We start from the raw sequence: 26976 nt of genomic DNA, 5'->3' as shown, positions 1-26976 counted from the left end.
GCGGGAGACCGACGTGGCCTAACGAGTGGTGCACATAACTTCGTACTCGGTGGTGCACTCACACGAGTACCTGGACAGGTGGTCACGAACTACGCCAACGCTGCCGACCAGGAGCTGCCGCAGGCCGGCGCGGGCTACTCGGCCTACACCTACGCGCAGACCATCTGGATGCTGCCGCAGTCGATCGTGACGGTATCCCTGGTGACGGCCTTGCTGCCGCGTATGAGCCGGGCCGTCGCTGAGGGGTGCATCCCGGATCTACGCGCGGACCTGTCCCGGGTGCTGCGGATCAGCGGCGTGGTCATCGTGCCCGCCGCGTTCCTCTTCCTCGCTCTGGGGCCGCAGATCTCCTCACTGCTGTTCGCCCACGGGGCGGCGGACGCCGCCTCGGCCCGCCCGCTGGGGCACATGCTGCAGGCGTTCGGACTCGGGCTCATCCCGTTCTCCGCCCAGTACCTGCTGCTGCGCGGCTTCTACGCATTCGAGGACACGCGCACTCCGTTCTTCATGGCGGCCTGGATCGCGGGCGTGAACATCGCCTTGGCCACCGCCTGTCATGTGCTCCTGCCCGCCCGCTGGGCGGTCGTCGGCATGGCCGGCGCCTACACCCTCTCCTACGTGGCCGGTCTCGCACTCACCGCGCATCTGCTGCGCAGGAGGCTTGGGGGTCGCATCGACGACGGCGGCCTGCGCCGCACCTACGTGAAACTGTTCTGCGCTGCGGGCCCGGCTGCTGGATTGGGCTGGGCTGCCGCGCGTGCGTGTGCGGGCCTGCGAAGTGGAACGTGGCCCACGGCCGTCGCACTGGCTACCGGGACGCTGGCGACAGCCGTGGGGTACCTCCTTCTCGCCCGACTGATGAAGGTCAACGAGTCGCGTCGCCTGCCCGGGATGCGCTGAGTCCAGGCAGACGATGCAAGGAGGCGTGCTTCATGGACGGTCCTGCGCGCGGCTGGCGATGTAGTCGGCCCAGTTGCGTTTGACGAAGTTCGCCCAGTCCGTCGCGTTGTCGATGCTGGTCCCGGTGAGGGCGGCAGGGATTGAGGCAGAAACGTTGGCCGCCAGCGCGAGAGGGGGGTGTTGCAGCCTGCAAGGCCGCCCAGTCCGAGCCGCCTGAGCTTCAGGTAGATGTACTGCGACTGGATTGGGCGGGCCGGGTTCAAGAAGCCGTTGCTACACCGATCATGGAGTCTGTCGATCGAACGGGAGTCTCGATCGGGGGATCGCGGGCCCTGCCCAGCACGAGAGCAGGGCCTGGCGGTATGCGGGGATAATCCAGGGGATCGGACGGCCGCGCGCTGCTACGGTCGGGCGCCATGAGCTGGCTTCCCGATGACTTCGTTCACCCCGTCCTGGTACCGCTGCCGGGCGGTGGTCACCACCTGCGGCCGATCCGGGAGGCGGACACCCCGCTCGACTATCCGGCTGTGATGGGTTCGCGCGAGCGGCTGTGGACCATCTTCGGCCCGGCCTGGGGCTGGCCCGCGGCCACCATGACCTACGAGGCCGATCAGGCCGACCTGTTGCGGCACGAGAAGGAGATCGCCGCACACCAGTCCTTCAACTACGCGCTGTTCGACGCCACGGAGACAGCTCTGCTCGGCTGTGTCTACATCGACCCACCGGAGAGGGCCGGCGCGGACGGCGAGATCTCCTGGTGGGTGGTGGACGAGCTGGTGGGCAGCAAGGTCGAGCAGGCCCTCGACGCGCTGGTGCCGCAGTGGATCGCCGCCGACTGGCCGTTCGAGCAGCCGCGCTTCCTCGGCCGCGAGATCTCCTGGTCGGACTGGCTCGCCCTGGCGGAGCATCCCGACACGTAAGTGGTTGTTGCCCGTGCCGATCTCGAAGGCTGTCGGGGGATCACGTCTAGGCTTTCCGGGCCAGTCCGGCGGCGATGAGGTGTTCCCAGACCGTGAGCTCCCGTCTCTCGGCCCTGTCCCAAGCGTTGTCGGCCTCGTCGGGACACCACAGGGACGCAGGGACGATCCCGGGGTCGAGGATCTCCAAGCCGTCCAGCAGGGAGGCGATTTCCGCGTCGGTGCGCCACCGGCCGCGGCCGAACGTCTGCTGGAGGACCTTCTCGGCCTCCGCGGTCTCCGGGTTGTTGCCAGAGCGGAAGTGGCTGACGAAGAAGTAGCTTCCGGAGGGGACGTGGTCGCGCCAGTAGCGGACGATGCCGGCCGGGTCCTCGTCATCGTTGACGTGGTGGAGGATGGCGCTGAGGATGACGGCGACGGGACGAGCGAAGTCGATGATTTCGATGGTGTCGGGGTGAGTGCGGATGCCTTCTGGGTTGCGCACATCGACAGGGACGACGCGGGTCCGGTCGTTGTTCTCCAGCAGTGCGCGACCGTGGACCAACACTTGGGGGTCGATGTCGACGTAGACGACCCGGGACTCGGGAGCGTGCCGTTGAGCGACCTGGTGGACGTTGTCCGCGGTCGGCAGGCCACTGCCCAGGTCGATGAACTGCCGAATGCCGGTGGTCTTCGCGATCTCCCTGACCGCCCGCCTCAGGGCCGCGCGGTTGGCGAAGGCGATGGCCACCGAACCGGGCAGGTCACGCTTGAACACGTCGCCGATCTCACGGTCCACGGCGTAGTTGTCCTTGCCGCCGAGCAGGTAGTCGTAGACGCGGGCGATGCTGGGCTTGCCCGGGTCGATGGAGGAGCGCTCGTTCGTCATGGCTGCCATTCTTCACTGCAACGTCGGCTGCGCAGCCTCGTTTTGGGGTCCTCCAGCCGGCCGGCGCGGCAAGAGGGCATGGACACCTACCATTGATCTCATCCGTGGGAGCGAGTTCCGTGAGTTCCGAGAACCGCCCCGCACGGCTGGTTCCCGCCAGAGGACGAGTGCTGCGGATATGGCCTGGCCAAGGCCGGTCTTGCGGACCGTTTCGACCAGCAGGACCGAACCGGCCCAGGACTTGGGTGTCAGCGATGAAGTCCGGGGGCGAGCAGCGACGCGGCGAGGTCCTTGGCTGCGGCGGGGTCGCGGTGGGCGAGCGCGGCCACGGCTTGGTTGGTGACGAAGGCGCTGCGCTGCGTCCAGAAGTCGGCGTTGCTGTACGCGGTGGCCAGCACCTGTGCCGCAGACGGGCGAGTCTCCGACATGAGGGCCTCTCCATCAGGGATGGGGTGGGGGCTTCGGCCGGGGGAGTGCTGCGAGGCGGCCGGAGCGATATCGACGGCCGCCCCGCAGGCATGGGGCGTTCCCCGTTCCGGCAGGGCGGTCCAGGGAACAGGAGCGGGTGGCGAGGGCGTCGCGGTGCTCCTGGCTGTGCGCGACGGCCGCGGGCTCGGCGAGGACGCGGACGTGGTGCGGGTCGTCGACGGCTTGCCGGACGGCTTCACCGCATGCGAGCACGGGCTGTTGTCGCCGTGTCGGGGTTCCACACGGACGGTGATGCGGGCCATGAAGAGGGCTCCTTGTCCTGGACGGGGAAACGCCGCGTCCGCCGGCAAAGGCGGTGCGCGGCGCGGGGGAGTGCGGTGCAAAAATCCCGAGGCTGACGAACTGCGTTGGGGCCTCGCAGCGGGGGAGTACCGCCTCGATCTGGTCCAGCCAGAACGTCACGTCATCGTCGTCATCCAGGCTGGCACGGTGCTTGAGAAGTCGGCGCGCAACCGGAACCACCAGCGCATGCCGACGGGAAGCTTCTTCCTCCACACGGCGCTCGGCTGCGGCTCGGGCCGCCGTCTGCTGCTCCGCCAGCAGAACCGCCTCAGGGGTGCGGCGCACCGGCAGGTTCGGGTGCGACACACCTGCGCGCCTGCGGACGATCGTCCACTCCCGTCCTGCCGCCCTGCCCGAGGGCGAGTTCGGCCCGGATGCGGCCGACCTCCTCACCCGGTTCTTCCACCCGACGGCCAACGGCAGCCCAAAGCGGCGGGCGCTCTCAACCTTCCGGAGCGGGGCCTCGCCAGGCTCGACCTCCGACCGTCACTCCCGGCCCGGCTCACGGGGCGCGGCCCGGCCGAAACCGGGTCGGGCCGCGCCCGTCGCTCAGGACCGGATCGGATCAGGCCGCGTCACGCGGTTGACCGGTACGGCCCCGTTCCCAGCAGGTCGGGCAGCGGGTCGACGAGACCGCCGCTCGGCGACTGCCGCTGGACGGAGGGCCCGGTCGGCCAGACCGCGGGGCAGTGGGTGCCCTTGCGGGGGGCCTTCAGGGTGAGGAGGTAGGTGTTGATGGCGTCCCGCGCGCACGGGCTCCGCCAGTACACACCGTGGCCGACACCGTCGTACGTGAGGAGCACCGCCTCGCGGCCGATCTGACGGGCCGCGTTGGAGGCCCAGTCGTGTGGGGTCGCCGGGTCGAAACGGCTGTTGGCCATCAGGATCTTCGAGGTCCCGTCGACGTGGAGCCTGCGCGGCGGGTTGGTCACCTCGGTCGGCCAGTCCTGGCAGCCGGTCTGGACCGTCCAGCCGATGGGGCTGACGCGGGTGACGGGGGCGCGGCGGACGAGTTCGCGTTCGAAGCGCGCGAGGGTGGCGTACGAGGGCACGTCGAAGTCGTAGTCCTGGCACACCACCGAGAAGAACGGGAACTCCGTCGGCTCGCCGAACTTCCGGAGCGACCGTGCCGCCCCCGCGGCTGTGGCGTCCAGGTCGGCGAGATCCTGAGCCAACTGGAACCAGGTGGTCGGCCTGTACAGGGGGCCCACGATGAGGTTCTGGATCTCCTGGGGAGTGACCGTGTGGGGCGGGTCCCCCGGCAGTACCAGCTCACCGGCCTCCGCGCGTTTGTAGAGCGAGTCGAACAGGGCGCGGGCGTCCTGGTCGTGGAGCACGCAGGACGGCGTACGGGCGCACCAGTCGGCGAACTGGCCGTACGCCTCCTCTACCGCCCTGGTCTCGGTCTTCTGGAAGTCCCACATGCCCAGGCTGTGGTCCATGTTGGAGTCGAGGGTCATCGCGCGGACGCGGTGCGGGTAGCGCTCGGCGTACTGCTGACCGATCAAGGTGCCATAGGAGACGCCGTAGTAGCTGATCCGCTGCTCGCCCAGGCCGGCGCGGATCGCGTCCATGTCGCGGACGACACTGCCGGTGTCCATGTGGTCGACGAGCGGCCCGGTGAGGTCGCGACAGCTCTCGCCGAGCGCACGGTTCGCCTCGCGGAGGGCGGTGAAGGAGGAGTCGCTGTCCGGGTAGAGCAACGCCCCCTGGGCCGTCAGCAGGTCCATGTCGCACATCACCGGGTTGCTGCGGCCAATGCCGCGTGGGTCGAAGCCCACGATGTCGAACCGCTCCAGCAGTTCGGGCGAGAAGGCTTCGGGAGCGTCGAGCGCGAAGTCCACACCGGAGCCGCCCGGGCCACCGGGGTTGATCAGCAGCGAGCCGATCCGGCGCTCGGGGTCGGTGGCCAGGTGGCGGGCGAGCGCCAGGTCGATGGTGGCGCCCCGTGGCCGCTTCCAGTCCACGGGCACCTTGAGAGTGGCGCACTCGAAGGTGCCTTGGCCGGAGGGTGATGCACAGGGTTCCCAGGCTATGCGCCCGGGCGACGGGGTCGTGGCCGAGGGGGCGGCGACGGCGGTCCCTGTGAGCAACTGGCCGAACATCGCGGTGACCAGGGCGCCGACAGCCAGTCGTCTGCGCCCTTTCGAGCGCGGGGTCAGTGGGGGGTTGGATGACACAGACGTTCCTCCATGAATCAAGAGTTCACAGACGGAGCAAAGCTTGGGCCCAAGTTACTTGAGAAATCAAGTAAGATGATGGCCCATCAGATAGTGGCCGACTCAACTCCTTGGCGACGGACCCGGGATGTGGCGTCCGGGCGGCCGACACAGCGCGGCGGCGCGGACGGCAGCGAAACGTCGGAGTCGTCGCCCGCTCCGGATCCCGTCTGCCGTCCGACCTCACCGATCTCGCCGATGTCACTGGCCTGACCGGCGCATTCGCAGAAGCCACCGCGCAGACTGCGATCTCGCGGTGGTGAAGATCGACCTGGTGGGAAACCTGCACCGCAACTCCGGGCACCCCAACTTCGCTGAATTCGTCCAAGTGAACTGGGACATCTCCGAGTCCCAGGGGTACCCGGTTGGTGGACGAGTGGCGTATCGGCGAGGCGCTGTCGCAGCTGGGCTGGCATCCACGCGAGTCCCAGGTGCGGAAGCTGGTGGACGTCAAGAACGCCGCCAGCGACCGAGCAGCCGTCGCGGTCTACGACGCGGTGGCCCGGACGGGAAGGCGGGTCACCGCAAGTCTGCTGGAGGATGTTGTCCGTCGGCTGCCTTCCCTCACCAGTAAGACGAGTCCTGCCGAGATCGGTCAGATAGTGCGGGACCTGCTGGTGCCGCCCTCTCCGCCTGAACCGGCTGTGGAGACCACGGCGGAGTCTGATGAGGTCGCAGGTGCCCTATCGGCCGGAGCGGTTACAAACGGATCCGGGGGCGTGAACGGCTCGGCGGAGCCGGTGCACAGCATCACAACGGTCGGTGGCAACGAGGGCTCCCCAATTGGGGAGTCGGACCCACAGGCCTGTATTACCAAGGGATCCAGCAGAAAGTCAGACGACTTGGAGCGGTTGAAGGAGACGCTGGCACTGCTGCGCGAGGCAGCGCGCGGAATCAGCAAGCCCGCCGTACGACGCGCTCTTGAGGCTGATCTGGCCAGCACGTCCGCCGTCCTCACCGAGATCGACAACAACCTCAACAAGATCGGCAGGGCTGTGGCAGTGCGCCGCCCTGACTACTGACCTTTTCGGATTAGCTTCGAGTGGTCGGAGGTGAAGGTCAGTCCGGTCTCGGTGAGGCAGCCGTCGATGAGTTCGGGGTGGCGCTGGATGTGAGCGAGGCCTCGGCGGAGGGTGTGGGCGAGGTGGTCGGGGTCGGTGAATGCAGTGTTGGCCATCGGCCCTCGCCGTAACAGGGACCAGACGCCTTCCACCGGATTCAAGTCCGGGCTGTAGGAGGGCAGCTGGACGAGGGTGAGCCATTCGTGGTCGGCTGCGTACTTCCTCATCCCGGCGGCACGGTGGGTATTCAAATTGTCCCAGACGACAACGATCGGGGCGCCGAGTTGCAGGTGCGCGCGGACCAGAAGATCACGGTAGTCCTGCCAGGAAAAGCTCTTGCGTGCCCCTTTGAGGAGGAGGTGGAAGCGGGGCCGGTAGATCAGCCGGGACCTCTCGCCAGGCCGGTAGCAGCACATCGCGGCGACCGAGATCCGTCGCCGGGACCGTCCACGCACCCGGACCACCGGAGTGTGCCCGCGCCGGCCCCATGTGCGGGCGCGTGGCGGCGTCATCGCGAACCCGGCCTCGTCCTCGAAGACGATGTAGGCCCCGAGCGCCGCCGCGGTGCCTCCACCTGCGGCCACACATCCTTCTTCCAGAGCTCGACCGCGTGCTCGTCACGTTCCAGCGCACGAAGGGCCGGGCTCTGCCAGGACCAGCCGTGGCGGTGCAGGAGCCGCCACACTCCCGCGATCGAGCAACTGACATCGAACTGGCGGCCGATCAGTATTCTGACGCGTTCCAGAGTCCACCGCTGATCTTCCCAGCCCTGCGCGGCTGGACCTTTGGCCAGCTCTTCTTCCAGCACGGCGAAGCGTTCGTCCGACAGTTTCGGCAGTTTCGCGGGTCCCTTCGACTTCAGACCCTCCATGCCGCCGTCACGCCAGTTGCGCCGCCATTGCTCCACCGAACGCTCGCTCACCCGCAGGTCCTTGGCGATGACCGAAGTCCTGTCACCCCGTGCGAACCTCCGCCCGGCCTCCAGCCGGATCCCCTCACGCGCAGCCCGCCGCTCAGCAGTCAGGCCCCCACCATCCGCATACCGCATAACACCGGCACCTTCTCCTTCTGCTGGCACCAGTGGTTCACCCCACCCGGACCCCTGGACGCCAGCGCGCCGGACCCGTGTCCTGAAGAGGGGCCAGAGAGGGGGACCAACCGGACACCACCAGCCCCAACNCCGCATAACACCGGCACCTTCTCCTTCTGCTGGCACCAGTGGTTCACCCCACCCGGACCCCTGGACGCCAGCGCGCCGGACCCGTGTCCTGAAGAGGGGCCAGAGAGGGGGACCAACCGGACACCACCAGCCCCAACAGCCCTGCTGGCCCAAGGCCTTACGAGCCATCCGTTCCTGGCTCACCCCCGCCGTCGCCCTCAACCGGTGGTGGCAAGCCTGGACGGACAAGGACCCACCCTCCGAGCTCCAGGCCCTGATTGATGCTGTCACCACCGGACACGGCATTGACCTCTACCGCCGGATTTAACGAACTACCGGTAGGAGGCGCGAGCGAGGATCATTTGCACCGTGAACGATGTGCGAGACGCCGTGATCGGTGTGTGGCGGGTCAGCTGGTCCGGCCGGGTCATGGGCTACGTGCTGGCTGCCGGCCCGGCGTGCGGGGCGCTCTCCACCTGGCTGGGCGCGCTCTCCCACCTGGACGCGCAATCCGCGGGATCCGCGGGGATTGCTACTGCCGTCGCGCTGGGGTTCGGTCTCTTCGCCTGGTGGTGCCTCCTTCGCGTACGCCTGGAACTCACGACGGACATGATCGTCATGGTGAATCCCTGGGGCACTCAAAGATTGCCGTGGTCGCGAGTCAGCGCGGTGAGCCTTGGCAATTGGGGTGCGCAGTTCCACACCACGGACGGGTTCACGTACACGGCGTACGCCCTGAGCGATCTGGCAGGCGGGACTCGGCAGGATGATCGGTTTGCTGATGTGCGACGGATCGTTGACGCCCAACTCTGGAGCGGACACCCGCTTTAGTACTCCAGCTGCAGATAGTGATCTTCATGTCTGGGATGCGGCTTGTCGTAGGTAATGGCTGGTCCGTGACCGTGCCTGGTGGCGGCGCCGCCAGTTGGACCAGCCGAGCCGGTGGGCCAGATCGTGAAGAGGCCGGACGGCAACGGTGATGAACAGTCGCTGGATCTCATTGCAGGTCAGCGGGATCAGACCGTCGGGTCCCGGCCGGTGGGCATGCTCGTCGGCTCGGACGACGGCGAGGAAGGCGTGGGCGAGCATGGCGAGGGTGACCCAGCGGCTCCAGGAGGGGTAGCGGCGGACCTGGTGCTCGTCGAGCCCGGCCAGGCCCTTTCCGGCCTGGAACGTTTCCTCCACTCGCCACCTGGAGCCGGCGATCCTTGCCAGGGTGTTCAGCGCCACCAGCTGGGCGGAATGGCAGCGGTAGTAGGCCTGTTCGCCGGTGGTTCGGTTGCGGCGGATCAGCAGCTGGCGCCCTCCTGATCCCGTGGCGACCAGATCGATCACGGCCCAGTCGTAGAAACGCTGTCCCTTCGATCCCTGTCCGGCGGACAGCTTCTGCCAGGCTCGCCGGGGCAGCTTGGCAGCCAGGGCATCCGCACGGAACTTGCCTGCCCCGGTGGTCACTTCGGCCGAGCAGGCCACTGCGAGCACGTAGCCCATGCCGCGTTCCTCCAGAGCGGACCACAGGTTCGGGTTGCCGCCATAGACCTCGTCGCCAGTCACCCAGCCGACATGGTGTCCGGCGTCCAGGAATCGTTCGATCATCACGCGGGCCAGCTCCGGCTTGGTCGCGAAGTCGGTGTCCTCGCCGAGTCCGGCCGCCCGGCAGCGGTCGGGGTCAGAGATCCAGGAGCGCGGGATGTACAGCTCGCGGTCCACCGCTGCGTGCCCGCGGGCGCCGGCGTAGACAAGGTAGACGGCGACCTGGGAGTTCTCGATCCGGCCGGCGGTGCCGGTGTACTGGCGTTGGACCCCGACGGTGTGGGTGCCTTTCTTCACGTCGCCGGTCTCGTCCACGACCAGCACCGCGGCCTCGTCGTGCAGATTTTCCACGACGTACTCGCGCACGTCGTCGCGGACGGCATCGGCGTCCCAGGCCGCCCGGCACAGCAGATGCTGCATGCCATGCGGATTCGCATCCCCGACCCACTCCGCGATCGTCCAGCAGTTCTTGCGCGGCAGGTCCGCCAGCAGTCCCAACACCAATCGCCCGGCCCGCCGCCGGGGTTCGACCCGGGCGAACCGGCCCGCGATACGCCCCATGGCCACCTCGAACGCCTCCCGCCAACGGACGGGATCTATGCTGTGACCTGCGGCCACCGTCTGATCTTCTGTCTTCACACACCGATGATCACCGGTGGCCGCACCTGCTCCCGCACCAGCCCGGACCTGTGTGACCGGCTGACGGACGGCGAACTGCCGGAAATCCGGGCGACGGCCGCCGACCCGGCTGACACGCTGGCGCACATGACCACGCCACTGACCGCGAGACAACGACTCGCCGCGCTCCACAGCTATGCGGCCGTGAACGGTGAGGACTTCGCCGGCCAGAACCTTGCTTCAGCTCGCACGTCGCAACTGCGGTTCACTCGCTGCTCGTTCATCGGGGCCGATCTACGCCACGCCACCCTGGACGGGTGTTGGTTCAAGTTCTGTTCCTTCAGCGACGCAGACCTGCGCGGGGGTTCACTGCGCGAGGTCAGCCTGGCCGGATGCGATCTGCGGGGTGCTGACCTGCGCGACACCGATCTGACCGACGCCAGGTTCGGAAGCGTAAACACTGGCGTGCCCCCGCTCGGGCTGACCTACGTCACCGGTGCCCGGTTCGAAGGAGCGTCCTTGCGCAACGTTCAAGCGGAAGGCGTCATCGGGTGGCCACCCGGGCACGGCGCGAACGAGTAGGCCCTGCCTGGCGGCAAGATCACGATCTACAGCTGGAGTATTAGGACTCCGATCGAGCGCCTCTCACACGGCCCTCGCAGTCCATGGCCCGGGTGATCGCTCAAGGCCGCCTATGTCCACGGTCGTTGTGGTCACTCGTTATGGCAGGTTGGATGGCCCGATGGAGCGTATTGAGGCCGAGCTGTTCACAGATGGCGGCAACGACGCCGTGGTTCGCATGCCCGGCAGACGGTTCCCCGGGGTCCTGGTGCAGGGCGACTCGCTTCACATCTTCCGCAGCGACGTGGCCGAGGTGGTGGAGGCGTACGAGCGAGGCGACCTGGACGAAGCTCGGGACTCCGCCGGCCTCCTCCTGGCGAACCTGGATGCTCTGCTGGCGCGGTACGAGGCTGCGTTGGGCGAACACGAGATTCCGCGTCCGTATTGAGCTGCTGGGCCATCAGCTTGGGAGGCTAAGGGCATCAAGGGCTTGGCCGGGGCCTGACCTGCGGCGGAGGGAGGCAGACGCCTGGCGGACGGTCGATGGGTTCCCTGCTGTTCCCCGTGGTTCCCCGCAGCATCTGGCACGCGTCTGGCACGAGTCATTCGTCGTCGCACCTCTCCAAGACCAGGTTTGCGGAACCCTCTTCAAGTCCGTTGTTCTCCTCCAAATGGAGATGGGCGCCGTCCGGGGTGCCGTCCTGGGCCAGTGTGAGGAGGTGGCCGGCCAGGGTCTTCAACCCGGCGGCGTTGGCCTCGATGACGATCTCGCCGCCCAGGTTGCGGACCTCGATGCGGGCGCCTGCCTTCCACGTGAAGACTCTGGTGGTGCCATCGGTCACCGCCCTTACAAGAGTGGTCGTCGATGGAGCAGCGCTCGGTTCAGGGGCCATACCCAAGCTTCGCGTACTCAGGAACCGTCAGACACCGAGGGTGCACGCTTTCCAACTGTGGTGGTATGTGGTGGGTTGTGTGCAGGGGCGTTCACCTGGGGTCATGGCGGTTGGACCGTGAGACGAGCCCGGCGTGCGGTCTTGTCTGAACGGCCGTGAACGGGGCTGAATGAGACGGAAACTGAGACGGATGGACACGCAGTGCTGAGGCGTCCGACCGGCCAGATTGCTGGTCTGACAGCTTCGGCCATACGAGGATGCTGCCCATGCGCCGCACCGATGAAGATCACAAACTGCTCAAGTTGACCCGCCGCTACGTCAGAACCGACCGCCGGTATCTCAAACTCGGCGGCGCCCTTCTCGGTATGAGTGGGCGCCACCGGGCCAAGTTCTTGCGGAAGCTGGGCAAGGCTGCCAATGAGATTGCTCCTCGTGAACTGGGCATGCTGCTCGACCGAGGATGGCGCGAGAGCTTAACCGCAGCCTGGCTTATCGCTGTTGCCAACAGGACCGAGTTCCGGGAACGTCTCGGCGATCTCCTGCTCGCCAGTAAAGGGCCCTACGCGGGGCAGGCGTACTGTGTCGCCCTGGCCACCTTCGGCACCTCTGCGGACGCCGAGCTTCTGGTCGCTTACCTCGACCACTACCTGCCGCGCCCTGACCTCGACTACGACCAGACAGCCGCCCTTGGCGCGCTTTTGTTGCTCGACGTCAAGCTGGGTACCGACCACGCAGCCCGGTTCCTCGCCCCGGACGGGCTCTGGCAGCGGTGGATCGACGGGCCGCCCAGCAAGGACCGCGATGCCCCCGACAACTACCGAGAGTTCATCGGCCAGCTCTGCGCTTTCGCTGATGAAAGTGCCAGGCACTGTCCGACACGCTGGCCCGGTGTGAGCCCTCAAGGAAGGTAGCAACCACCACATAGCCGAGCTGCCCAGATGAGAGAATTGGACACGTTGGTCACCGCATAGCGCTCTCAGCCTGGGAAGCTGCGATCACTTGTGGCTCGTTCGGGCGCTGACCTGGCCGAACGGCTGAGGACCGACCTCGTCGGGCTCGGCGGCTTTGACCGTGGTTCCCCGCTGCTCCCCGCTCGATCTGGTGCGCTTGTGGTGCGGCCGTGGTGCGCACATCAGGGCGGCACTTCTGATCTGCAGCTCTATGTGGATCGGTTTGGGGGCGTACCAGTCGCTGTGAAGGCGCCGAAGGGCGCTGCTGGGCGGCAACGGTTGCTGGTGTTGCTGTACTTCCGTGCTGTACGGGCCGCCGGTACTTGCGGCTGCCGGCCTGGTACTGGTCGATCGCGGTGGTGACTTCCTCCTGGTAGAGGTCGCGCCGGTCGTCCAGGGCGGGGCGCCGCTCGACCTTCTGCTGCCACAGCTGCTCCTGTGCGGAGGCGAGCTGCGCCTCGGCACGCTGGAGGGTGGGCAGGGCCCCGCCCGGCAAAGCGCACCCCGACCAGCGCCAGCACGGACATCAGGAGCAGGCTGCCGCAGATCAGATGACAGCTACCTGCGCTGGCGCAACGCCAACGTCCGCCACCACGACGTCCTGGCCGCCGAATGCAAAGAACGCGCCCGCATTCCTTGCGAGAAAAGGATCCGCTGGGGCGGACGCCCCCGCACAGCCGCCATCTGAACGACCCCCACGAACCTATCCGGTCAGAGCACTAGGCTGACTGCAGGCCGCCGATGGGGAGGACAAACGAGCATGGTCGCCACGCCACAGCAACTGCACCTCGACCTCGTACTGACCGCTGGGCCCGATAGCGACCAGGAGGAGCTGGACGAGCTAACACTCCTGCTGCGCGAGCAAATCCTGCTCGAGCTCGACGTACGGGACGCCGAGCTCGCCCGCTCCGCGGAGCTGCCGCCGTGTGCCAAGCCGGCCGAGGTGGTCGCGCTGGGCGCTCTGACCGTGACGGCCGCGCCCCTGGTCCTGCGCAGTCTGGTGCAGCTGGTAGAGACGTGGCTGCAGCACCGTCCGGTCCGCCGGGTGAGCGTGTCCGTGGGTGACTCCACCATCGACGTCGAAGCCGTGTCCTCGGCAGATCAGCGCCGGCTGATCGACGCTTTCGTCGCCGCCCACGCGGAGGGCCGGCGCGTGCCCGCGACGCCCCCGGACGCTTCCCCGGCCCCGGCGCGTAACGAAGCGCCCGACGAAGCGTCCGGCCCTGCCGCAGGCGCTTGAGGGACCGGAGGTGTCCGACGGGCGTCACGCGCTCCTCATCGGCACGGGACGGTACGAGCACGCCGGGCTGCGCCGGCTGCGCTCGCCCGCCCGCGACGGCGAGGACCTGGCCGAGGTTCTGCGGGATCCGGCGATCGGCGGCTTCGAGGTGTCCCGGGTCGTCGACGGACGCCATACGGACGTCAGCCGGGGCATCGAGCGGTTCTTCCTGGACCGCAACCGGGACGACGTCTTGCTCGTCCACCTGTCCTGCCACGGCGTCAAAAACGACCGGGGCCAGTTGTACTTCGCCGCTGCCGACACCGACCCCCGGCTCCTAGCGTCCACCGGGGTCTCCGCGGCATACCTGCATGACCAGATGCGCCTATGCCGGGCAAGGTCGATCATCCTGCTGCTCGACTGCTGCTACAGCGGCGCCTTCCTCGCCGGCGCCAAGGGCGACACGGCCGTGCACGCGCAGGAGGAGCTGTCCGGCCACGGTCGCGCGATCCTGACCGCGACCAACCGCACGGAGTACGCGTGGGAGGGAGACCACGTCGACGAGTTGGCGCCGGAGCCCTCCCTCTTCACAGGCGCGGTCATCGAAGGGCTGCGGACCGGCGAAGCGGACATCAACGGTGACGGGCTGGTCAGCATCCACGACCTGTACGAGTACGTGTACGACCGGATGCGCGCGTCGGGGCTACGACAGCGTCCGCAGCTGTGGGCGGAGCTACAGCACCGGGTCGTGGTGGCCCGGGCGGCGCCCCGCACCACTCGACCTCCGTACCGCCAGCCGGAACCTGAACGGCTCGACGCCTCGCTGCTGACGGACGAGCTCAACGCCCACGCCGCGAACGTGGCCTCCGCTCGCGAGCGGCTGGGGCTGAGCTCCCTCACGCAGTCCCACGGCCTCCCACCTGACACTGTGTTGGGAGAAGTGGTCCGCCGAGGCCCGGCGGACAATGCTGACAACGGTCCGACCCGTCAGGACACATCCGTCGGACAGGACAGCCACATTGGCTCCGACGACTCCCAAACACCGTCTCACACGCCGCCTCAGGCTGATCGCGGGACGGGCGCCGCGCCTGAGGGGCCAGCCGACAGGACCGCGCAGGCGCCTTCGCCGATCCCTCAGCGGAACAGACCAAGGGCGCGGCTGCGGCGTCGCCCCTTCGTCGCAGCTGTCGTACTGCTCCTCGCCGGGGGAACCGGGGGCATCATCTGGTGGGCGAACATGGGTACCCACGACGGGCCTTCGTCTTCTGGTAAACCCACCGCCACGACGACACAGGAGAGCAGTCGGCCGCCATCGAGGCCATCCGACGATCGCGTTGCGGATATCGGCGATCAGCCCGTCAACACCGCGGCAGTGATGGCGCTTCCGGTGTGCAGGACAGGAAGCCTCAACGCAGCCATGACGTCGACGCGAAACGAATACACCGACACGGACGTAGTTCTGCGTCTGCGCATCCAGACCAGCGAGACCAACACCTGCCGAGTCGATCTGGGTAGGCGCACCACCCGACTGTCCATCACGGAGGCAGAATCCGACACCCCCGTGTGGTCCTCCGCCGACTGCCTCGACAAAAGCGAGGAGGGCACCCGCTGGGTAAAGGTCAACAGAGGGACACCCGCCAGCGTCAACTTCTACTGGGATCGCAGTCTCAGCGATCCGTGCGATAGCCCATTGGGCTCCCCCGCGGGGAACGGGACGTTCCTCGCCACCGCTTCGTACCAGCCCGCTGGATCCGACCTCCAGCATTTCGCAAACACCAGCTTCGTACTACAGGGCCAGGGCGGCGGATGAACCGGCGGCCCCGGCGTCGGGTACACACCCTGCCGGGCACCTTGGCGACCAGCTGCTGACCGTCCGGCACCATCACCCCGGCCCCAGGACCAGTTCACCGCGTGGTCGCCGTACACCCCGGCCAGCAGCATCATCGCGCGTCGGTACCGCACCGAGCTGATGCTTCCTCGGCGCACGATCTGGATGCAGCTTCTGTCCCTCCTGGTCGGTCAGTCTGCGCACACGGACAGGCTCGGACATCGCGCCTCCAACGGTCGGATCGGATATACCGGCATATCCAACCGGCAATACCTCCAACCCGGCGACTGCGGTCAGAGCGCTAGAAACGGCACCCACCGTCGCAGACCCGGCTCACCGTCCGACCAGCGGGTGGTGGTGCGGACCTGGGCGCACACGACGCGCCACGACGCACGGGAGGCCCCGTCCTGCGCTGTTCGTAGTTGGCAACGGGAGTGACGGCCAGGGGTCCCTTGAAGTCGCTGTATCTGCGCTCGACTGCGCCCTGGCCTTTGTGGCGGCGTAGTACGCCGCTGGGATCGGCCTGTTCGGCGGTGAGGGTGGTCAGCAGCGCGTACCAGCCGTCAACGGCGGCCTCGGCCCACAGTAAGTCCTCATCGAAGTGCCAGGTCAGGGCGGGCCGTCCGCCTTCGTCGGTAGTGACCTCGGTGTGCAGGCAGCTGGAGACCCGGCGGGTCTTGGCGATCACCCCGATGCGTGCGGCGATCTTTTCGGCGGTGTTGTAGTAGCGGCCGCCGGGGAGTGCTGGAGCTTGTCGAGGTCCTCGCGGGTCTTGGCCAGGCGTTTTCGCGGGCCCGCCGCTGGCCTTAGGCGTTACCGGTGGAATGCACCAGGATCCGGCGCACCTCCAGAGGGGGATCGCTTCTGCGGGCCCAGGCCAGCAGGTTGGTGTCTTCCAGGACCCGGTAGGTCTCGCGCTCTGCGGCGGGAGTGTCATCGTCGCGGGCGGGGATGTAGTCCACGACCGTGGCCGCCTCAAGGTCGAGGGCGGCGTAGACCGCGTCGTCGACCTTGGAAGCGGGGGCCGGGGCGATGAAATCGGTCCCGGCCTTGATCAGGGAGGTGACGAACGCTTCACCACCGCCGTCACCCAACTCGGTGACGAATCCGCCGCGGTCCGCCTCGGCGGCGTACACGCCCTGGCCGGCCATGGTGGAAGCCTGGGCTCTGGTCGTGCGCGACCCGTCGGCGGCCGACAATGTCATGGGCCTGCGCACCTGGGCGCACACAGCCGCAGCCCGGGGCTACCTCGACCCCATGGACGCGGACCGGTTCGTGGCCCAGTTCGACGATGCCGTGCGCGCAGGTCGCTTTACCTACGCCGTCACGTTCTTCCTCACTGCGGGCACCCTGCCCTTGTCAGACTGATAGCCAGCGGGTGAGAGCGGCATGCCGCGCTTCAGGCCGCGGTGGCGAGGAGGCGTCCGCCCCAGCGGATGCCCTTTTCACGTCGGATGCGGGCGCGTTCTTTACGTTCGGCGGCCAGTACGTCGCGGTGGCGGGCGTTGGCGTTGCGCCAGCGCAGGTAGGAATGCAGGGCCCTGGTCTGCACGGTGTGGTTGGGGTGGTTCGAGTTGGCGATGTTGAACTGCCGAAGCGGTCCGAAGTGGGCTTCGATCGGGTTCGCCCACGAGGCGTAGGTCGGGGTGAAGCACAGCTCGACCTTGTTCTTCTTGGCCCAGCGGCGGATGTCGGCGCCTTTGTGGGCGGACAGATTGTCCAGGATCACGTAGATCGGGGCGCCGTCGGCCCGGGCGGCACGGATCGATTTCAGCGCGGCCAGCGTGTTGGCGGCACCCTTCTTGCGGCGGTTGACGCCCCACAGGGTGTCGTCGCCGACCGAGTAGCAGCCATGGAAGTAGCGCACGCCGTGGGTGCGGTGATACGTGCCGGGCAGCCGGTCGGGGTGCTTCTGGGCGGCCCAGCCCGAGCCTGCGGTGGGCCTGATCCCGAGCGGGCCGAACTCGTCGAAGGCGAAGATCCGGTCCGGGAAGCGGTCCAGGACCTCCTCGATCCGGTCTAGCTTCGCCTCTCGCTCGGGGTCGGGGGATTCCTTCCACGTCTTGGTGCGCTGGAAGGTGACACCGCGGCGGGCGAGCAGGCACCGTAACGCCTCGCGACCGATCCGGATGACCCGGCCGTGGACTTTCCGCAGGTAGGTGACCAGCTTGCGCAGGGACCAGCGAGTGAAGGGCTGGCCGAGCTTGGTGGGGCGGGTGGTGGCCGTCCGGATGACGAAATCCTCGTCGTCAGGGTTGAGTAGGCGGGGACGGCCTCCCGCCCACCGAGGGTCCAGACAGGCCAGGCCGATCTCGTTGAAGCGGTGGACCACGTCGCGCACGGTGCCCTCGTCGGCCTGCACCAACTGGGCGATCACCGGCACCCGGTTCCCGCCGGCCGACGCCAGCAGCATCATCGCCCGCCGGTAGCGCACCGAATCGGTGCTGCCCCGGCGCACGATCTGCTGCAGCTTCTGCCCCTCCTGGTCGGTCAGTCTGCGCACACGGACAGGCTCGGCCACTGCGCCTCCAGCGGTCGGATCGGACGTCACCGCACATCCAACCGTCACGACCACGAACCCAGCGAACCTATGCGGTCAGAGCACTAGACACGCCGTCAGCGCGAGGCGGACGACGCGCCGGGGGTCGGCGCCGGGTAGAACCGCCGTCATCCGGTGGCCGGCGTCATCCGCGTCCACTGGCTCGTTCGGGGGGCTCTTGCGGGTCAGACGCCGGGTCATCATGGTGATGAGTGCCCAGTTCAGGTGTGCTTCGGAGTGCTGGGGCAGCCGTTCGTAGTCGCGTGCGAGTTCGCCGGCGTAGCCGCGGTCGGCCCAGACCTGGGTGATCTGCGGCTGGGTGAGACGTAGCCGCCAGAACACGTCGCGGGCGGCGTCGCGGTCCTGGATGTCGGCGGGCGTCACCGTGATCATCACGGGCAGGCCGAGCGTGTCCACCGTGATATGTCGTTTGCGCCCGTTTATCTTTTTCGCGGCGTCGTACCCCCGGCTGTTCCTGCCGACGGTGGAGGCGCCCTTGACCGACTGGGAGTCCACGATCAGCGTGACCGGGTGCGGGCAGCGGCCCTTGCCGGTACGGATCCTGCGGCGGAGCTGGTCACGGATGTAGGTGACGACCCCAGCCCGGTTCCACCTCCAGAAGAACCCGTAGACCGTCTCCCACGGGGGGAAATCCGCAGGCAGAGCCCGCCATTTCGCGCCGTTGTCGACGATGTAGCGGATGCCGTCGACGATCTCCCGCCGCGGCCACTTCTCAGGGTGCCCGCCGGTCTTGGTCCGGCAGGCCGGGATGGGCAGCAGGGGTTCGAGAAGTGCCCATTCGGCGACGGAGGTGTCGGAGGGGTAGCGGCGGCGACGGGAGGCAGCGGGCATGGCGGGCTCGGCAGAGGGATCGGCTGCGAACGGGGGCTATTTGGAGAGCTGGGCGAGGGTGGCGCGGACGCCGGTGAGCTGGGCGGTGGCGAGCTGGGCCCATTCGTCGTCGGGGGAGCGGGCCAGGTGCGGATCGAGCGTGCCCGTGATCACCCGGGTGAGCCGGCCGAGGATCTGCCGGAACTGCCGCTTGTCGTACTCGATCCAGTCCGCGGGGTCGTCGGAGAACATGAACCCGTCCCGCCGTGTCCACGTGATCGGCGTCAGGTTCTCCGCGGCGACGACGTCCCGGACGTGCCGGATGCCGCGGCCGATCTGCGAGCGGGTGAGGCGGGTGGCGGACATGAGCTGGTAGGTGTGCAGGCCCGCGGGGCGTGCTTCCATCAGGGCGACGCGGACCAGGTCGCCGTAGTGCTCGGCCAGCGGCCTAGCCTCCCGGCGTCGCGGCATGGCCTACTCGCCTTTGAGCAGCTGGACCAGCTGCTCATCCAGGGTGAACTCGCCATTGTCGAGGGCTCCTTCGAGCCAGTCCGCCGCCGCGCGGACCCGGCCGATCTGCCGGCGCACGGTCTCGCGTTCGCCCTCGGTGAACTCCTGCCCGCGCATCTGCGGGACCAGGCGGCCGGGGGTGGCCACGAAGCCGTGGCAGGAGCCGACCAGGTCGAGGTATTCGATGGTGTGCTCGATCGCGCGGACGGCCGGAGTGCGTTCCCGGATCCGGTCACGGGTCTCGTTGGAGTTGTCGAACTGGGCGCGGTTGACGAGCATCCGGGTGGTGTCGTCCCGCATCGTCTTCCGGGCGACGGCAGGGCGGCGCAGCAGACTGCTGGTGACCTCCTGCGCGACGGTGTCGTCCCTGGTCAACTCCGTGACGACCCGGACCTTTTCGGCCGGGGTGACGTGCTCGGTGACCGTCGGCCGCTTCAGCAGGTCGGTGGCGACCTGGGCGGCGACTTCGTCGTCCCGGGTCAGGTCGGCCACGGCCTGGACCTTCTCATCGACGGTCACCGGCTGGTCGACGCGCTGGCCGACGACCCGCTTCGCGCCGTCCGGCGTCCACTGCCTCGCCCCGGTGCGCGGGTTGAACGGTGCGTCCTCGATCGCCGCCCACCGCTCGTCCTCGTTAACGACCGACGCGAGGATGCGGTGAACGGTGAACGACACGCCCTCCTTGCGGCGCTTTTCCGGCCAGCGGTTGGCGGTGTAACGCCAGTCCTCCACCGTCCGGCGTTCGACGCCGATGTCGTCCGCGAACATCTGCAACGACTCCGTGACGGTGAACAGGTCGTCCGTGCCGTTCGGCATCGACCCGCCCACCGCCCTCATCGGCTCGATCTCCAACACCGTGTCACCCAGGGCAAATTGCGAGCGGGCGATCTGCGCGATCAGTTCCTTGGCCTGGTTGACGAGCTGTTCGTAACGCTGCCGGGTGACGTTCCCGTCCGGTCGCTCACGTCGGTCATGATGACCACCGCCCTCGCCCGGGACCGGCCCGGCCACCATGACGTGACCGGTCAAAGGGGCGCCGGCCCCGGTCACCGTCCACCGTGACGCGCGCGCGACACGCCGGGGCAGGGCGCGAACCAGGGGCGTTCGAAGCGCACGACCCGCGGCGGCGGAGATGCGGCGAACGGTCACAGTGGAAGGCATGAGATCCCCTGGTGTACGGGCACCTGCCCATCCCCGAGACTCCAGCAGCGTGCCGGGCAGGGGCGGGCGGGTGGTGTGCGGGTTGCGGCCGGTCGGCCGCGCATCGACACCATGGCCATGCGGTGCAGGTTGTGAACGCGGCATGCGCGCTCCGTTACAGTTCATCCGCTTTGGCGTGACTGTCGCCTGTAACGCCCATCTATGCGGCGTACGCGCGCGGTTGACGCCCCGTCACGCAGGCACCCTGCACGGGACTTGGCCCTCACCCGCGAACGGCAGGATGTCAATCCCCTGGTTCCGTAGAGACTTTGGTTATGCGGTCTGATCTTTCTGGCCGTGTCGCTCGCGCGCTTCGGCGACGATTCTTTCGAACTCCTCGGGCGGTAGGCCGCAGGCCGCGCTGTGCCTTCGTCGCGGGTTGTACAACCCAGTGATCCATGTGGCGATCTTCAGGCGGGCCTCGGTCCGGGTCGCGAATTGTCGGCGGTGGATGTACTCGACCTTGATCAGCGAGTTGAAACTCTCCGCGGCGGCATTGTCCAGCGCGGACTCCACCCGTCCCATGGACTGCACACGCCCAGGCGGTCACAGAGCTTGTTGTACGCCTCGGACGTGTACTCCGCGCCGCGGTCGCTGTGGAAGATCGTCGCGGCCAAGCTCCACCTCTCGGAGTCCACGGTCCGCAACTACCTCTCCTCCGCGATCGGCAAGACAGGCACCCGCAACCGGATGGAGGCGATGCGGAGGCGCGGCAGCAGGGGTGGTTGTGACCCTGCTGCCGCGGCGGGGGTTGTGACCCCTGCCGCCGCCCTGCCCGCATCGCTCACCTCACCCCGTGACCTCCGCCTTCTTGTAGTTCACTCCGTCCGGTCCCAGGCACACGAACCAGTCCTTCGGGGAGCCGTCCACCTCGCGGATCAGGTTCTTGAAGTCGCCGGCCCCCGCAGCGGCCCGTTCCACCCGGGTCTTCGTGCCGTCGTCCCAGGTGCAGGTGACCTCCTGGACGGTCCGGGCGACCTGGCCGATCACCAGGCGCTGCGGGGCGCCGACCCGGTCGGTGTCCAACGGCCTCGGGTACACCTCGAGATCCTTGCCCGAGACCAGGCCGTCCTTGCTGAATGCTCTCAGGATCACCGTCGACGGCTTGCCCCCCACGGTCAGGTGCACGAAGTGCCAGCTCTCGCCCACCAGGTCCGAGGCCTTCTCCACCTTGACCGGCTCCTCCCCGTACAGGGCCATCTCGGCTAGCTGGGCGCGTGCCTTCGCCGTGGTCTTCGGCGCGGTCCAGACGGCGGCGTCGACCTTCCACTTCCTGCCGTGGTCCGTGCCCCTGGCCAGAGTCGTCACCCGCCGTTCGGTCGCCGTCCCCGCCGAGGGCCGCGCGGCCACCTGCCCCGCCCCGTGCCCGCCGCCCGTGCCTCCCACCAGCGCCAGCGTCGTCCCCGTGGACCCCGCGATCACCGCCGCGGCCGCCGCGGCCACCGCCCAGCGGCGCGTCTTGCGGCGCCTCCCTCCCCGTACCACCGCCTGATAGGGGGCCGCGCCGACCTCCACCTCGTCCACCGCGTCCGCCAGCAGGAGGGCGATGTCCGTGTGCGCCTCGTCGTACGTCATGTCGTGGTTCGTCTCCCTGTCCCCGCTCATCACTTCCGCCCTCCGTTCGTGAGTGCCTCGGCCAGTCCCGGCAGAGCGCGGAGCTTCGCGATTCCCCTCGCCGTGTTGCTTTTCACCGTGCCGACGCTGCATCCCATGGCCTCCGCCGCCTGCGCCTCGCTCAGGTCCTCCCAGTACCGCAGGACCACCGCCTCCCGCTGTCGCGCGGGCAGTGCGGCGAGCACCGTCAGCAGCGCGCCGCGGTCGTCCGCCCGCGCGATGCGGTCGTCGGCGTCGGGCAGCTCGTGGGTGAGGCCCGAGTAGTCCTTCGGCGCCAGGAACTCCTTGAGGCGTCTGCGGTGCCTGCGGGCGTGCGCGTTGATCATCACGCGCCGTACGTACGCGTCGGGGTCGTCGGCCGCGCCGACCCTGCGCCAGGCCGTATAGGCCCGTTCGAGCGTCGACTGGACCAGGTCCTCCGCGGCATGCTGCTCCCCCGTGAGCAGGAAAGCCGTGCGCAGCAACCGTGGCCAGCGGCCGACGACGAAGCTCTGGAACTCCGCGTCCCGAGCCTCTTTCCGATCCAACATGGGCACCTCCTAGATGGTTGAAGGAGTCCATGAGGATCGGATTTCGTTGCACCGCCGCGCGGAGGATTTTTTTCGAGCCTGGGGCGCTGAGATTGTGCGGCAGGCCCGCGCGGCCGTGGCCTCACGCCTGCCGCACCGGCACCTTCCGCGGCAGCCACAGCAGCAAAGGTGTACTTCGGTGAAGTCGAAGTCGTGGCCCTGCCATGAGTGGCGACGCTCCGGGGGCAGGCGGAGGTGGTCGCGGATGAGCCGGATGATGGTGTGCCGGACTTCCCGCAGGGACAGGTAGGTGTGCCGGGCGCCGGCGTCGTCCGCTGGGAGGTCGGCTTCGGCGGTGTAGGGCAGGCGGAGATAGGCGCACAGCACGTCGATGCTTGTCTGGCGCAGTTCGCGGGTGGGGGCATCGTCGGCGAGGCCGGCCAAAGCGTGTACGCCGCCGAGACAGACCGCGGCGGATTCGTCACCGAGCTGGGTGACGGCAGTGGTGAAGCGTTCGGTGTGTAGACGGGTGGCGGCGCGCAGGGCGCCATCCTCGTCGACGCGCTGGCGGCGGTAGGCCACGACCAGGGCAACCAGGGCGCCCGCGCCAGCCACCACCCCGAAGGCGAGTTTCACCAGGTCGAACAGCGTTTTGGAGTCGATGCGTCGCTCAGGTTTCAGCTCTCGTGCGCCGAGCAGGTCCCATCCGGCGTAAAACACGGCAGCGCCAACCAGTACCGCAGTGGTGAAGGCAAGGACCAAGACGATACCGACGGGCCACAGCCGCAGGCCGCGCCGTTCAGCCTGGCGCCGGGGCAGACGTGGGCTCATGACCGACAAGACTGGCCAAGGTGCACGGCTGGTTGCAGCAGGCCTCGGTGCTCTGGTCAGGTCTCGATGTCGGCCGAGGCGCTGCCGTAGCCGGACAGCATCCAGTAGCCGTGCAGCAGTCCGCGTTCGGCGCGGGTTGTGCCAGCGCGGTCGTGGCGGCGCATCTCCATCTCGCCGTAGTAGAAATCCGCGGCGCCTGGTTCGCCTTTGCCGTCCTCGAACGCCTTGCGCAATGCCCGGTACACCGTCGCCAGCTGCGCCGACCCGACGTGCCCGGCGCCGAACACCGCCACGTTCCAGCCCCGGACTGCGGTCGGCCGGCTCGCGCGCCAGTGGTGTTCTTCGGCGAGAGTGCGGCGCTTGAGGGAAGTGCTGGCGGGCGGGAGGCAACGTCGACGGCCGTCTGCTCCGGGCGCTTCCGGCAGCGACACAGGTCGGCGAGCGCGGCGGCCCGTTCGGCCTCCCCGTGGCACCGGGCGAGGCCCGGGACGTCCGCCGGGGACGGGATCGGCACGTGGCCTTCTTCGGCATGTCGTGTACGTCGGCGTCCTCGCCGCGGGAGGCCTTGGCCTTGGAGACGGACTCGGTGAGGGCGGCCATCAGGTCGAGTACCTGGCCTGGCTGCTCGGCCGGCTCCGGCATCTCCGGCAGAGCGCGGTCTTCCCGCTTGGCTTCGATGACCTTGGCCAGGGCGTCGGTGTAGGCGTCCTGAAACTCGGGCCCGTCGAGGTTGTCGCGGGTAAGGCGGTCGATGAGGGCGAGCGCACCGTCGATCTCCTCGTCGGACACCTGCGCTGTCGGCGGGTCCACGGCGGCCGGGTCGCGGACTTCGTCAGGCCTGCGCATCGCGTGCAGGACGATGACGTCTTCGCGGACTCGGAGCAGGCCAAGGCGCTCCCTACCGCTCCATGCGTATTTGGCGATGGCGACCTTCGACGACCGGCCGAGCGCCTGGCGCAGCAGCTTGTACGGTTTCGCGGCGACCTGCCCGTCGAGGACGAGGTAGTAGCCCTCGCCGATACGGATCGGGTCGATGGCGTCGAGCGGCACGAACGCCTGGATCTCGATGGCCTTCGCCGTCGGCAGCGGCAGGTCGCGCAGCTCGGCATCCGAGATCGGGATGACGTTGTCCTTCGACACCTCGTAGCCCTTGCCGATCTCCGACTGGGTGACCTCCCGGTCCTCCAGGTCGCACACCTTCCGCACCCGCACCCGGCCCATGTCCTCCAGGTGGTACTGGTGGAACTGGATGCTGCGGTTCTCGGTCGCGCTCGCTACGTGGATCGGCACGGTGACCAAAACCGAAGCTGATCGCGCCGCTCCAGATGGTTCGGGGCATGGCAGACCTCCGCGATAGCCCCGAGCAGGATCATGCTACGCGACAACCATTTTCGTCACATATCCACGCGAAAGCGTCGAATAGGTGATGGCTGTGCGAGGAACACGGACACGGAACCCCCCGCACGAACGGAGCACACCGTGATCATCAAGAAGATGCACGACATGGGCATCCGCAGCGAACACGCCTACATGGCCGCTCTCGGCAGCATCGGCCTCTCCATCGCCAGCTGGGCCGGCAGCCTCAACATGGAACCCGGCGCAGGCGTCGCCCGCGCCGACAGGTGGGGAATCTTCGTCGGCCAATGGGCGCCCACCTTCTTCGGCCTCGGCGTCGCCCTCTCCCACTACGAACAGCAAGACGGCACCCTCACCGCCACCGTCCACGAACTGCGGGAACAGAAGCAGGCCAGCTGAGCCAGAACTGCCCGCCCCCTTCGCATCAGGGGGCGGGCAGTCGCGTATTGGGCAGCCGTCGATCCTCCCGCGGGGAGGTCGGGAGGAGCGGCGGGCCCTACCGCTCACAGGGAACGGCAGGGCCCAGCAGGGGCATCCACCTGGGGGAAGGCGAAGCGCCTGGACGGACAGCATGCGCCACAAACAAGCCACCGGGGAAGATCCCGGCCGGAAGTAGTTCTCGCGGCGATGTCAGTGCCACCAGCGAGAATTCCCGCATGACGATCACCATGCAGAACTACGGGCTCACCTGGACCGACGCCGACGGGATGCCGCAGGCCTGCGCCGTCGCGTACGACCAGGCGAGCGCCAACAGGCAGAACGAGAAGCTGAAGGCTAGCGGGTGCAGCGGCATAGAGATCGTGCCTGTCTCGCCCGGCCAGCCGCCTGAGATCCGGCGCCGGGTGATCTGGCCCGAACCCGTTCCTCGGGAGGTGGGGCCCGGAGGTCCCGGAAAAGATCCGCGACCTGTTCGACGAGGCAGCCCGGACCGAGAGTGCCGGAGCCATGCGTCTGGCTGGCGCCGGCTACCGAGCCGTGGTCGAGGAAATCTGCAAGGACAGGGGCGCCTCCGGCCACACCCTCTACGACAAGATCAAGGACATGGAGTCCCGCGGTCTGCCTTCCGACGTCATCGACGCGCTACACGAAGCCCGGATGGTGGTCAACGAGCGGGATCCGAAGGATCCCTGGCCGTCGCAGTGGCTGGCGGGAGGGCCCCACACGGCTGTGTCACTTGTCAATGGGCCCAAGCCCGGCCACGTGCACGTTGCCGAGTGCTCAAGAGAAGAGTCCGATGATCGCGATGCCGAGTGCAGCGATGGCGATGAAGGCACCGCCTCCGGCGGAGACGCTGAGCAGCGTCGAGGCTCCGAGGAATTTCAGTGCGAAGCCGGACAAGAGGCCGACGCCGACGGACAGGAGCAGGCAGATCAGCACTGCCGCAAGCTTCTTGGTGTCAGTAATCACCAGATTTCCTTCCATGGGGAAGGGGCCGGTGAGTAATCGACTGACAGACTCGACCGGCCACCCAATTGGAGTGGTGAGTGGCTCCTCATGAGGAGCCACAGGTCGAGGTCTGTCGCCGCAGCCTGCGGTGATGCAACAGCTCTCGCGTGCGGGCAGGGTGACGCGCTGCATCACATCCTGGATGCGCAAGGGGATGATTCTGGGTTCGACAAGCCTGGCAGTCGTACACGTTGTGTACGAGAGGCGAGTTCAGGGGCAGGCTGCAACGTGGCGGTGGCACACGCTCGGCCACCTGGCACCCGGATCGCTTACCGCAGTGCCTAAGTAAAAAGCCCTCAACTCGTCGGTGGCACACGCTCGGCCACCTGGCACCCGGATCGCTTACCGCAGTGCGTAATCAGACGATAGCAGAACGTGAGTTGACTCGGAATAGCCTGCTTTAAAGACGCCTGCCACCCGCCAGACGGTCGGCAGCACACTCGCAGCCCTCAGCAACGATGAGCGACGGTGTCGGAGATCAAGTCTCGCCCGCCAGCAGGGCGGCGCCCCCGGGTGGCCTTCAGCACTCATGTGCCCGAACCAGCACGCGTCCTATCACCCGGACGCCGTGGCCACGGGTGCTGTCGTGTGCTCGGAAGGAACGTGCGCCTGCTGTGGTCAAGCTGTTTCTGATCCCTTGATC

26 protein-coding genes and 5 pseudogenes are annotated in these 26976 nt (G+C 68.0%); 15 read left to right on the top strand and 16 right to left on the bottom strand.

Annotated features, from left to right (window positions below; all coding sequences use genetic code 11):
• Positions 1 to 78: 78 nt before the first annotated feature.
• Positions 79 to 900, top strand: a pseudogene (murJ, locus tag ACWBNA_RS39195) (murein biosynthesis integral membrane protein MurJ); the annotation flags it as partial.
• A gap of 416 nt (positions 901 to 1316) precedes the next feature.
• Entirely contained in the window at positions 1317 to 1820 is a 504-nt protein-coding gene (locus tag ACWBNA_RS39190; protein ID WP_482709325.1) for a GNAT family N-acetyltransferase, read from the top strand.
• A gap of 46 nt (positions 1821 to 1866) precedes the next feature.
• Here ACWBNA_RS39190 and ACWBNA_RS39185 read toward each other — a convergent pair whose 3' ends face one another.
• The 3 genes from ACWBNA_RS39185 to ACWBNA_RS39175 form a co-directional block, all read right to left on the bottom strand.
• A complete protein-coding gene (locus ACWBNA_RS39185; protein ID WP_482709324.1) occupies positions 1867 to 2685 on the bottom strand; it encodes an SAM-dependent methyltransferase in 819 nt (272 codons plus the stop codon).
• Positions 2686 to 2933: 248 nt separating this feature from the next.
• Complete coding sequence (locus ACWBNA_RS39180) at positions 2934 to 3113, bottom strand: hypothetical protein (RefSeq protein ID WP_482709323.1); 180 nt, start codon at positions 3111 to 3113, stop codon at positions 2934 to 2936.
• Positions 3114 to 4031: 918 nt separating this feature from the next.
• On the bottom strand, positions 4032 to 5636 hold the full coding sequence (locus ACWBNA_RS39175; protein ID WP_482709322.1) for an alpha/beta hydrolase: 1605 nt from the start codon (positions 5634 to 5636) through the stop codon (positions 4032 to 4034).
• A gap of 404 nt (positions 5637 to 6040) precedes the next feature.
• Here ACWBNA_RS39175 and ACWBNA_RS39170 point away from each other — a divergent pair, with 404 nt between their 5' ends.
• Positions 6041 to 6697 carry a hypothetical protein gene (locus ACWBNA_RS39170; protein WP_482709321.1) on the top strand — a complete coding sequence of 219 codons (657 nt, stop codon included), beginning with the start codon at positions 6041 to 6043 and terminating at the stop codon, positions 6695 to 6697.
• Here the strand turns inward: ACWBNA_RS39170 and ACWBNA_RS39165 are convergent.
• Positions 6691 to 7784 (bottom strand): IS630 family transposase gene (locus ACWBNA_RS39165; RefSeq protein WP_482709320.1). Its coding sequence is split into 2 segments (ribosomal slippage): positions 6691 to 7320 and positions 7323 to 7784, totalling 1092 coding nucleotides; the frame shifts between segments, so codons are not numbered across the junction. The two genes, ACWBNA_RS39170 and ACWBNA_RS39165, sit on opposite strands and share 7 nt — an antisense overlap.
• 150 nt (positions 7785 to 7934) lie before the next feature.
• Here ACWBNA_RS39165 and ACWBNA_RS39160 point away from each other — a divergent pair.
• Positions 7935 to 8177, top strand: a pseudogene (locus ACWBNA_RS39160) (IS701 family transposase); the annotation flags it as partial.
• Between the two features lie 87 nt (positions 8178 to 8264).
• Positions 8265 to 8726, top strand: coding sequence for a PH domain-containing protein (locus ACWBNA_RS39155; RefSeq protein ID WP_482709319.1), 462 nt, complete (start codon positions 8265 to 8267; stop codon positions 8724 to 8726).
• A gap of 24 nt (positions 8727 to 8750) precedes the next feature.
• On the opposite strand, the gene ACWBNA_RS39150 is transcribed toward ACWBNA_RS39155, so the two are convergent.
• Positions 8751 to 9989 (bottom strand): IS701 family transposase, encoded by a 1239-nt coding sequence (locus tag ACWBNA_RS39150; RefSeq protein WP_482709329.1) that lies wholly within the window; start codon positions 9987 to 9989, stop codon positions 8751 to 8753.
• 84 nt (positions 9990 to 10073) lie between these two features.
• On the opposite strand from ACWBNA_RS39150, the gene ACWBNA_RS39145 reads away from it, so the two are divergent.
• Positions 10074 to 10628 (top strand): pentapeptide repeat-containing protein, encoded by a 555-nt coding sequence (locus ACWBNA_RS39145; RefSeq protein WP_482709318.1) that lies wholly within the window; start codon positions 10074 to 10076, stop codon positions 10626 to 10628.
• Between the two features lie 160 nt (positions 10629 to 10788).
• Positions 10789 to 11055, top strand: coding sequence for a DUF6959 family protein (locus tag ACWBNA_RS39140; protein ID WP_482709317.1), 267 nt, complete (start codon positions 10789 to 10791; stop codon positions 11053 to 11055).
• A gap of 154 nt (positions 11056 to 11209) precedes the next feature.
• Here the strand turns inward: ACWBNA_RS39140 and ACWBNA_RS39135 are convergent, their stop codons facing one another.
• Positions 11210 to 11449 (bottom strand): Imm32 family immunity protein, encoded by a 240-nt coding sequence (locus ACWBNA_RS39135; protein WP_482709315.1) that lies wholly within the window; start codon positions 11447 to 11449, stop codon positions 11210 to 11212.
• Between the two features lie 317 nt (positions 11450 to 11766).
• Here ACWBNA_RS39135 and ACWBNA_RS39130 point away from each other — a divergent pair, with 317 nt between their 5' ends.
• The 4 genes and pseudogenes from ACWBNA_RS39130 (at position 11767) to ACWBNA_RS39115 (ending at position 15479) form a co-directional block, all read left to right on the top strand.
• Positions 11767 to 12411, top strand: coding sequence for a DUF6000 family protein (locus ACWBNA_RS39130; RefSeq protein WP_482709314.1), 645 nt, complete (start codon positions 11767 to 11769; stop codon positions 12409 to 12411).
• A gap of 583 nt (positions 12412 to 12994) precedes the next feature.
• Positions 12995 to 13138: pseudogene (locus ACWBNA_RS39125) on the top strand (IS630 family transposase); the annotation flags it as partial.
• Between the two features lie 72 nt (positions 13139 to 13210).
• Positions 13211 to 13690 (top strand): hypothetical protein, encoded by a 480-nt coding sequence (locus ACWBNA_RS39120; protein WP_482709313.1) that lies wholly within the window; start codon positions 13211 to 13213, stop codon positions 13688 to 13690.
• 10 nt (positions 13691 to 13700) lie between these two features.
• On the top strand, positions 13701 to 15479 hold the full coding sequence (locus ACWBNA_RS39115; RefSeq protein ID WP_482709311.1) for a caspase family protein: 1779 nt from the start codon (positions 13701 to 13703) through the stop codon (positions 15477 to 15479).
• Between the two features lie 824 nt (positions 15480 to 16303).
• Here the strand turns inward: ACWBNA_RS39115 and ACWBNA_RS39110 are convergent.
• Positions 16304 to 16648 carry a hypothetical protein gene (locus ACWBNA_RS39110; protein WP_482709333.1) on the bottom strand — a complete coding sequence of 115 codons (345 nt, stop codon included), beginning with the start codon at positions 16646 to 16648 and terminating at the stop codon, positions 16304 to 16306.
• Between ACWBNA_RS39110 and ACWBNA_RS39105 the strand changes: the two genes are divergently transcribed.
• Positions 16647 to 16865 (top strand): hypothetical protein, encoded by a 219-nt coding sequence (locus tag ACWBNA_RS39105; RefSeq protein WP_482709332.1) that lies wholly within the window; start codon positions 16647 to 16649, stop codon positions 16863 to 16865. The genes ACWBNA_RS39110 and ACWBNA_RS39105 overlap by 2 nt on opposite strands.
• 31 nt (positions 16866 to 16896) lie before the next feature.
• Here ACWBNA_RS39105 and ACWBNA_RS39100 read toward each other — a convergent pair whose 3' ends face one another.
• The 5 genes from ACWBNA_RS39100 to ACWBNA_RS39080 form a co-directional block, all read right to left on the bottom strand.
• Complete coding sequence (locus tag ACWBNA_RS39100) at positions 16897 to 18018, bottom strand: IS630 family transposase (protein ID WP_482709310.1); 1122 nt, start codon at positions 18016 to 18018, stop codon at positions 16897 to 16899.
• A 75-nt stretch (positions 18019 to 18093) separates the two neighbouring features.
• Complete coding sequence (locus ACWBNA_RS39095; RefSeq protein WP_482709309.1) at positions 18094 to 18888, bottom strand: IS5 family transposase; 795 nt, start codon at positions 18886 to 18888, stop codon at positions 18094 to 18096.
• 36 nt (positions 18889 to 18924) lie between these two features.
• Positions 18925 to 19338, bottom strand: coding sequence for a hypothetical protein (locus tag ACWBNA_RS39090; protein WP_482709308.1), 414 nt, complete (start codon positions 19336 to 19338; stop codon positions 18925 to 18927).
• Positions 19339 to 19341: 3 nt separating this feature from the next.
• The gene (locus ACWBNA_RS39085; RefSeq protein WP_482709307.1) at positions 19342 to 20391 is read right to left on the bottom strand and encodes a DUF6192 family protein; all 1050 of its coding nucleotides are present in this window, start codon (positions 20389 to 20391) and stop codon (positions 19342 to 19344) included.
• A gap of 459 nt (positions 20392 to 20850) precedes the next feature.
• On the bottom strand, positions 20851 to 21102 hold the full coding sequence (locus ACWBNA_RS39080) for an integrase core domain-containing protein (RefSeq protein WP_482709306.1): 252 nt from the start codon (positions 21100 to 21102) through the stop codon (positions 20851 to 20853).
• Between the two features lie 81 nt (positions 21103 to 21183).
• On the opposite strand from ACWBNA_RS39080, the pseudogene ACWBNA_RS39075 reads away from it, so the two are divergent.
• Positions 21184 to 21308, top strand: a pseudogene (locus tag ACWBNA_RS39075) (response regulator transcription factor); the annotation flags it as partial.
• Between the two features lie 58 nt (positions 21309 to 21366).
• Here ACWBNA_RS39075 and ACWBNA_RS39070 read toward each other — a convergent pair.
• From ACWBNA_RS39070 to ku, 3 genes are read right to left on the bottom strand one after another with little or no spacing between them, the layout of a single operon-like run.
• Complete coding sequence (locus ACWBNA_RS39070; RefSeq protein WP_482709305.1) at positions 21367 to 22182, bottom strand: hypothetical protein; 816 nt, start codon at positions 22180 to 22182, stop codon at positions 21367 to 21369.
• Positions 22182 to 22721 (bottom strand): SigE family RNA polymerase sigma factor, encoded by a 540-nt coding sequence (locus ACWBNA_RS39065; RefSeq protein WP_482709304.1) that lies wholly within the window; start codon positions 22719 to 22721, stop codon positions 22182 to 22184. The genes ACWBNA_RS39070 and ACWBNA_RS39065 overlap by 1 nt, the downstream gene beginning before the upstream one ends.
• A gap of 9 nt (positions 22722 to 22730) precedes the next feature.
• The gene (gene ku / locus ACWBNA_RS39060; RefSeq protein WP_482709328.1) at positions 22731 to 24821 is read right to left on the bottom strand and encodes a non-homologous end joining protein Ku; all 2091 of its coding nucleotides are present in this window, start codon (positions 24819 to 24821) and stop codon (positions 22731 to 22733) included.
• 189 nt (positions 24822 to 25010) lie between these two features.
• Here ku and ACWBNA_RS39055 point away from each other — a divergent pair, with 189 nt between their 5' ends.
• Both ACWBNA_RS39055 and ACWBNA_RS39050 read left to right on the top strand, forming a co-directional pair.
• Positions 25011 to 25286 (top strand): hypothetical protein, encoded by a 276-nt coding sequence (locus ACWBNA_RS39055; protein ID WP_482709303.1) that lies wholly within the window; start codon positions 25011 to 25013, stop codon positions 25284 to 25286.
• Positions 25287 to 25832: 546 nt separating this feature from the next.
• Positions 25833 to 25976: pseudogene (locus tag ACWBNA_RS39050) on the top strand (DUF4145 domain-containing protein); the annotation flags it as partial.
• A gap of 129 nt (positions 25977 to 26105) precedes the next feature.
• Here ACWBNA_RS39050 and ACWBNA_RS39045 read toward each other — a convergent pair.
• Positions 26106 to 26294, bottom strand: a complete 189-nt coding sequence (locus ACWBNA_RS39045) for a hypothetical protein (protein WP_482709331.1) — start codon at positions 26292 to 26294, stop codon at positions 26106 to 26108.
• Between the last annotated feature and the right edge of the window lie 682 nt (positions 26295 to 26976).

It is taken from the genome of Streptomyces sp. Q2 (assembly GCF_056820935.1).
Note: the sequence above shows the minus strand (reverse complement) of the source record. Positions and strands in the feature narration are given on the sequence as shown.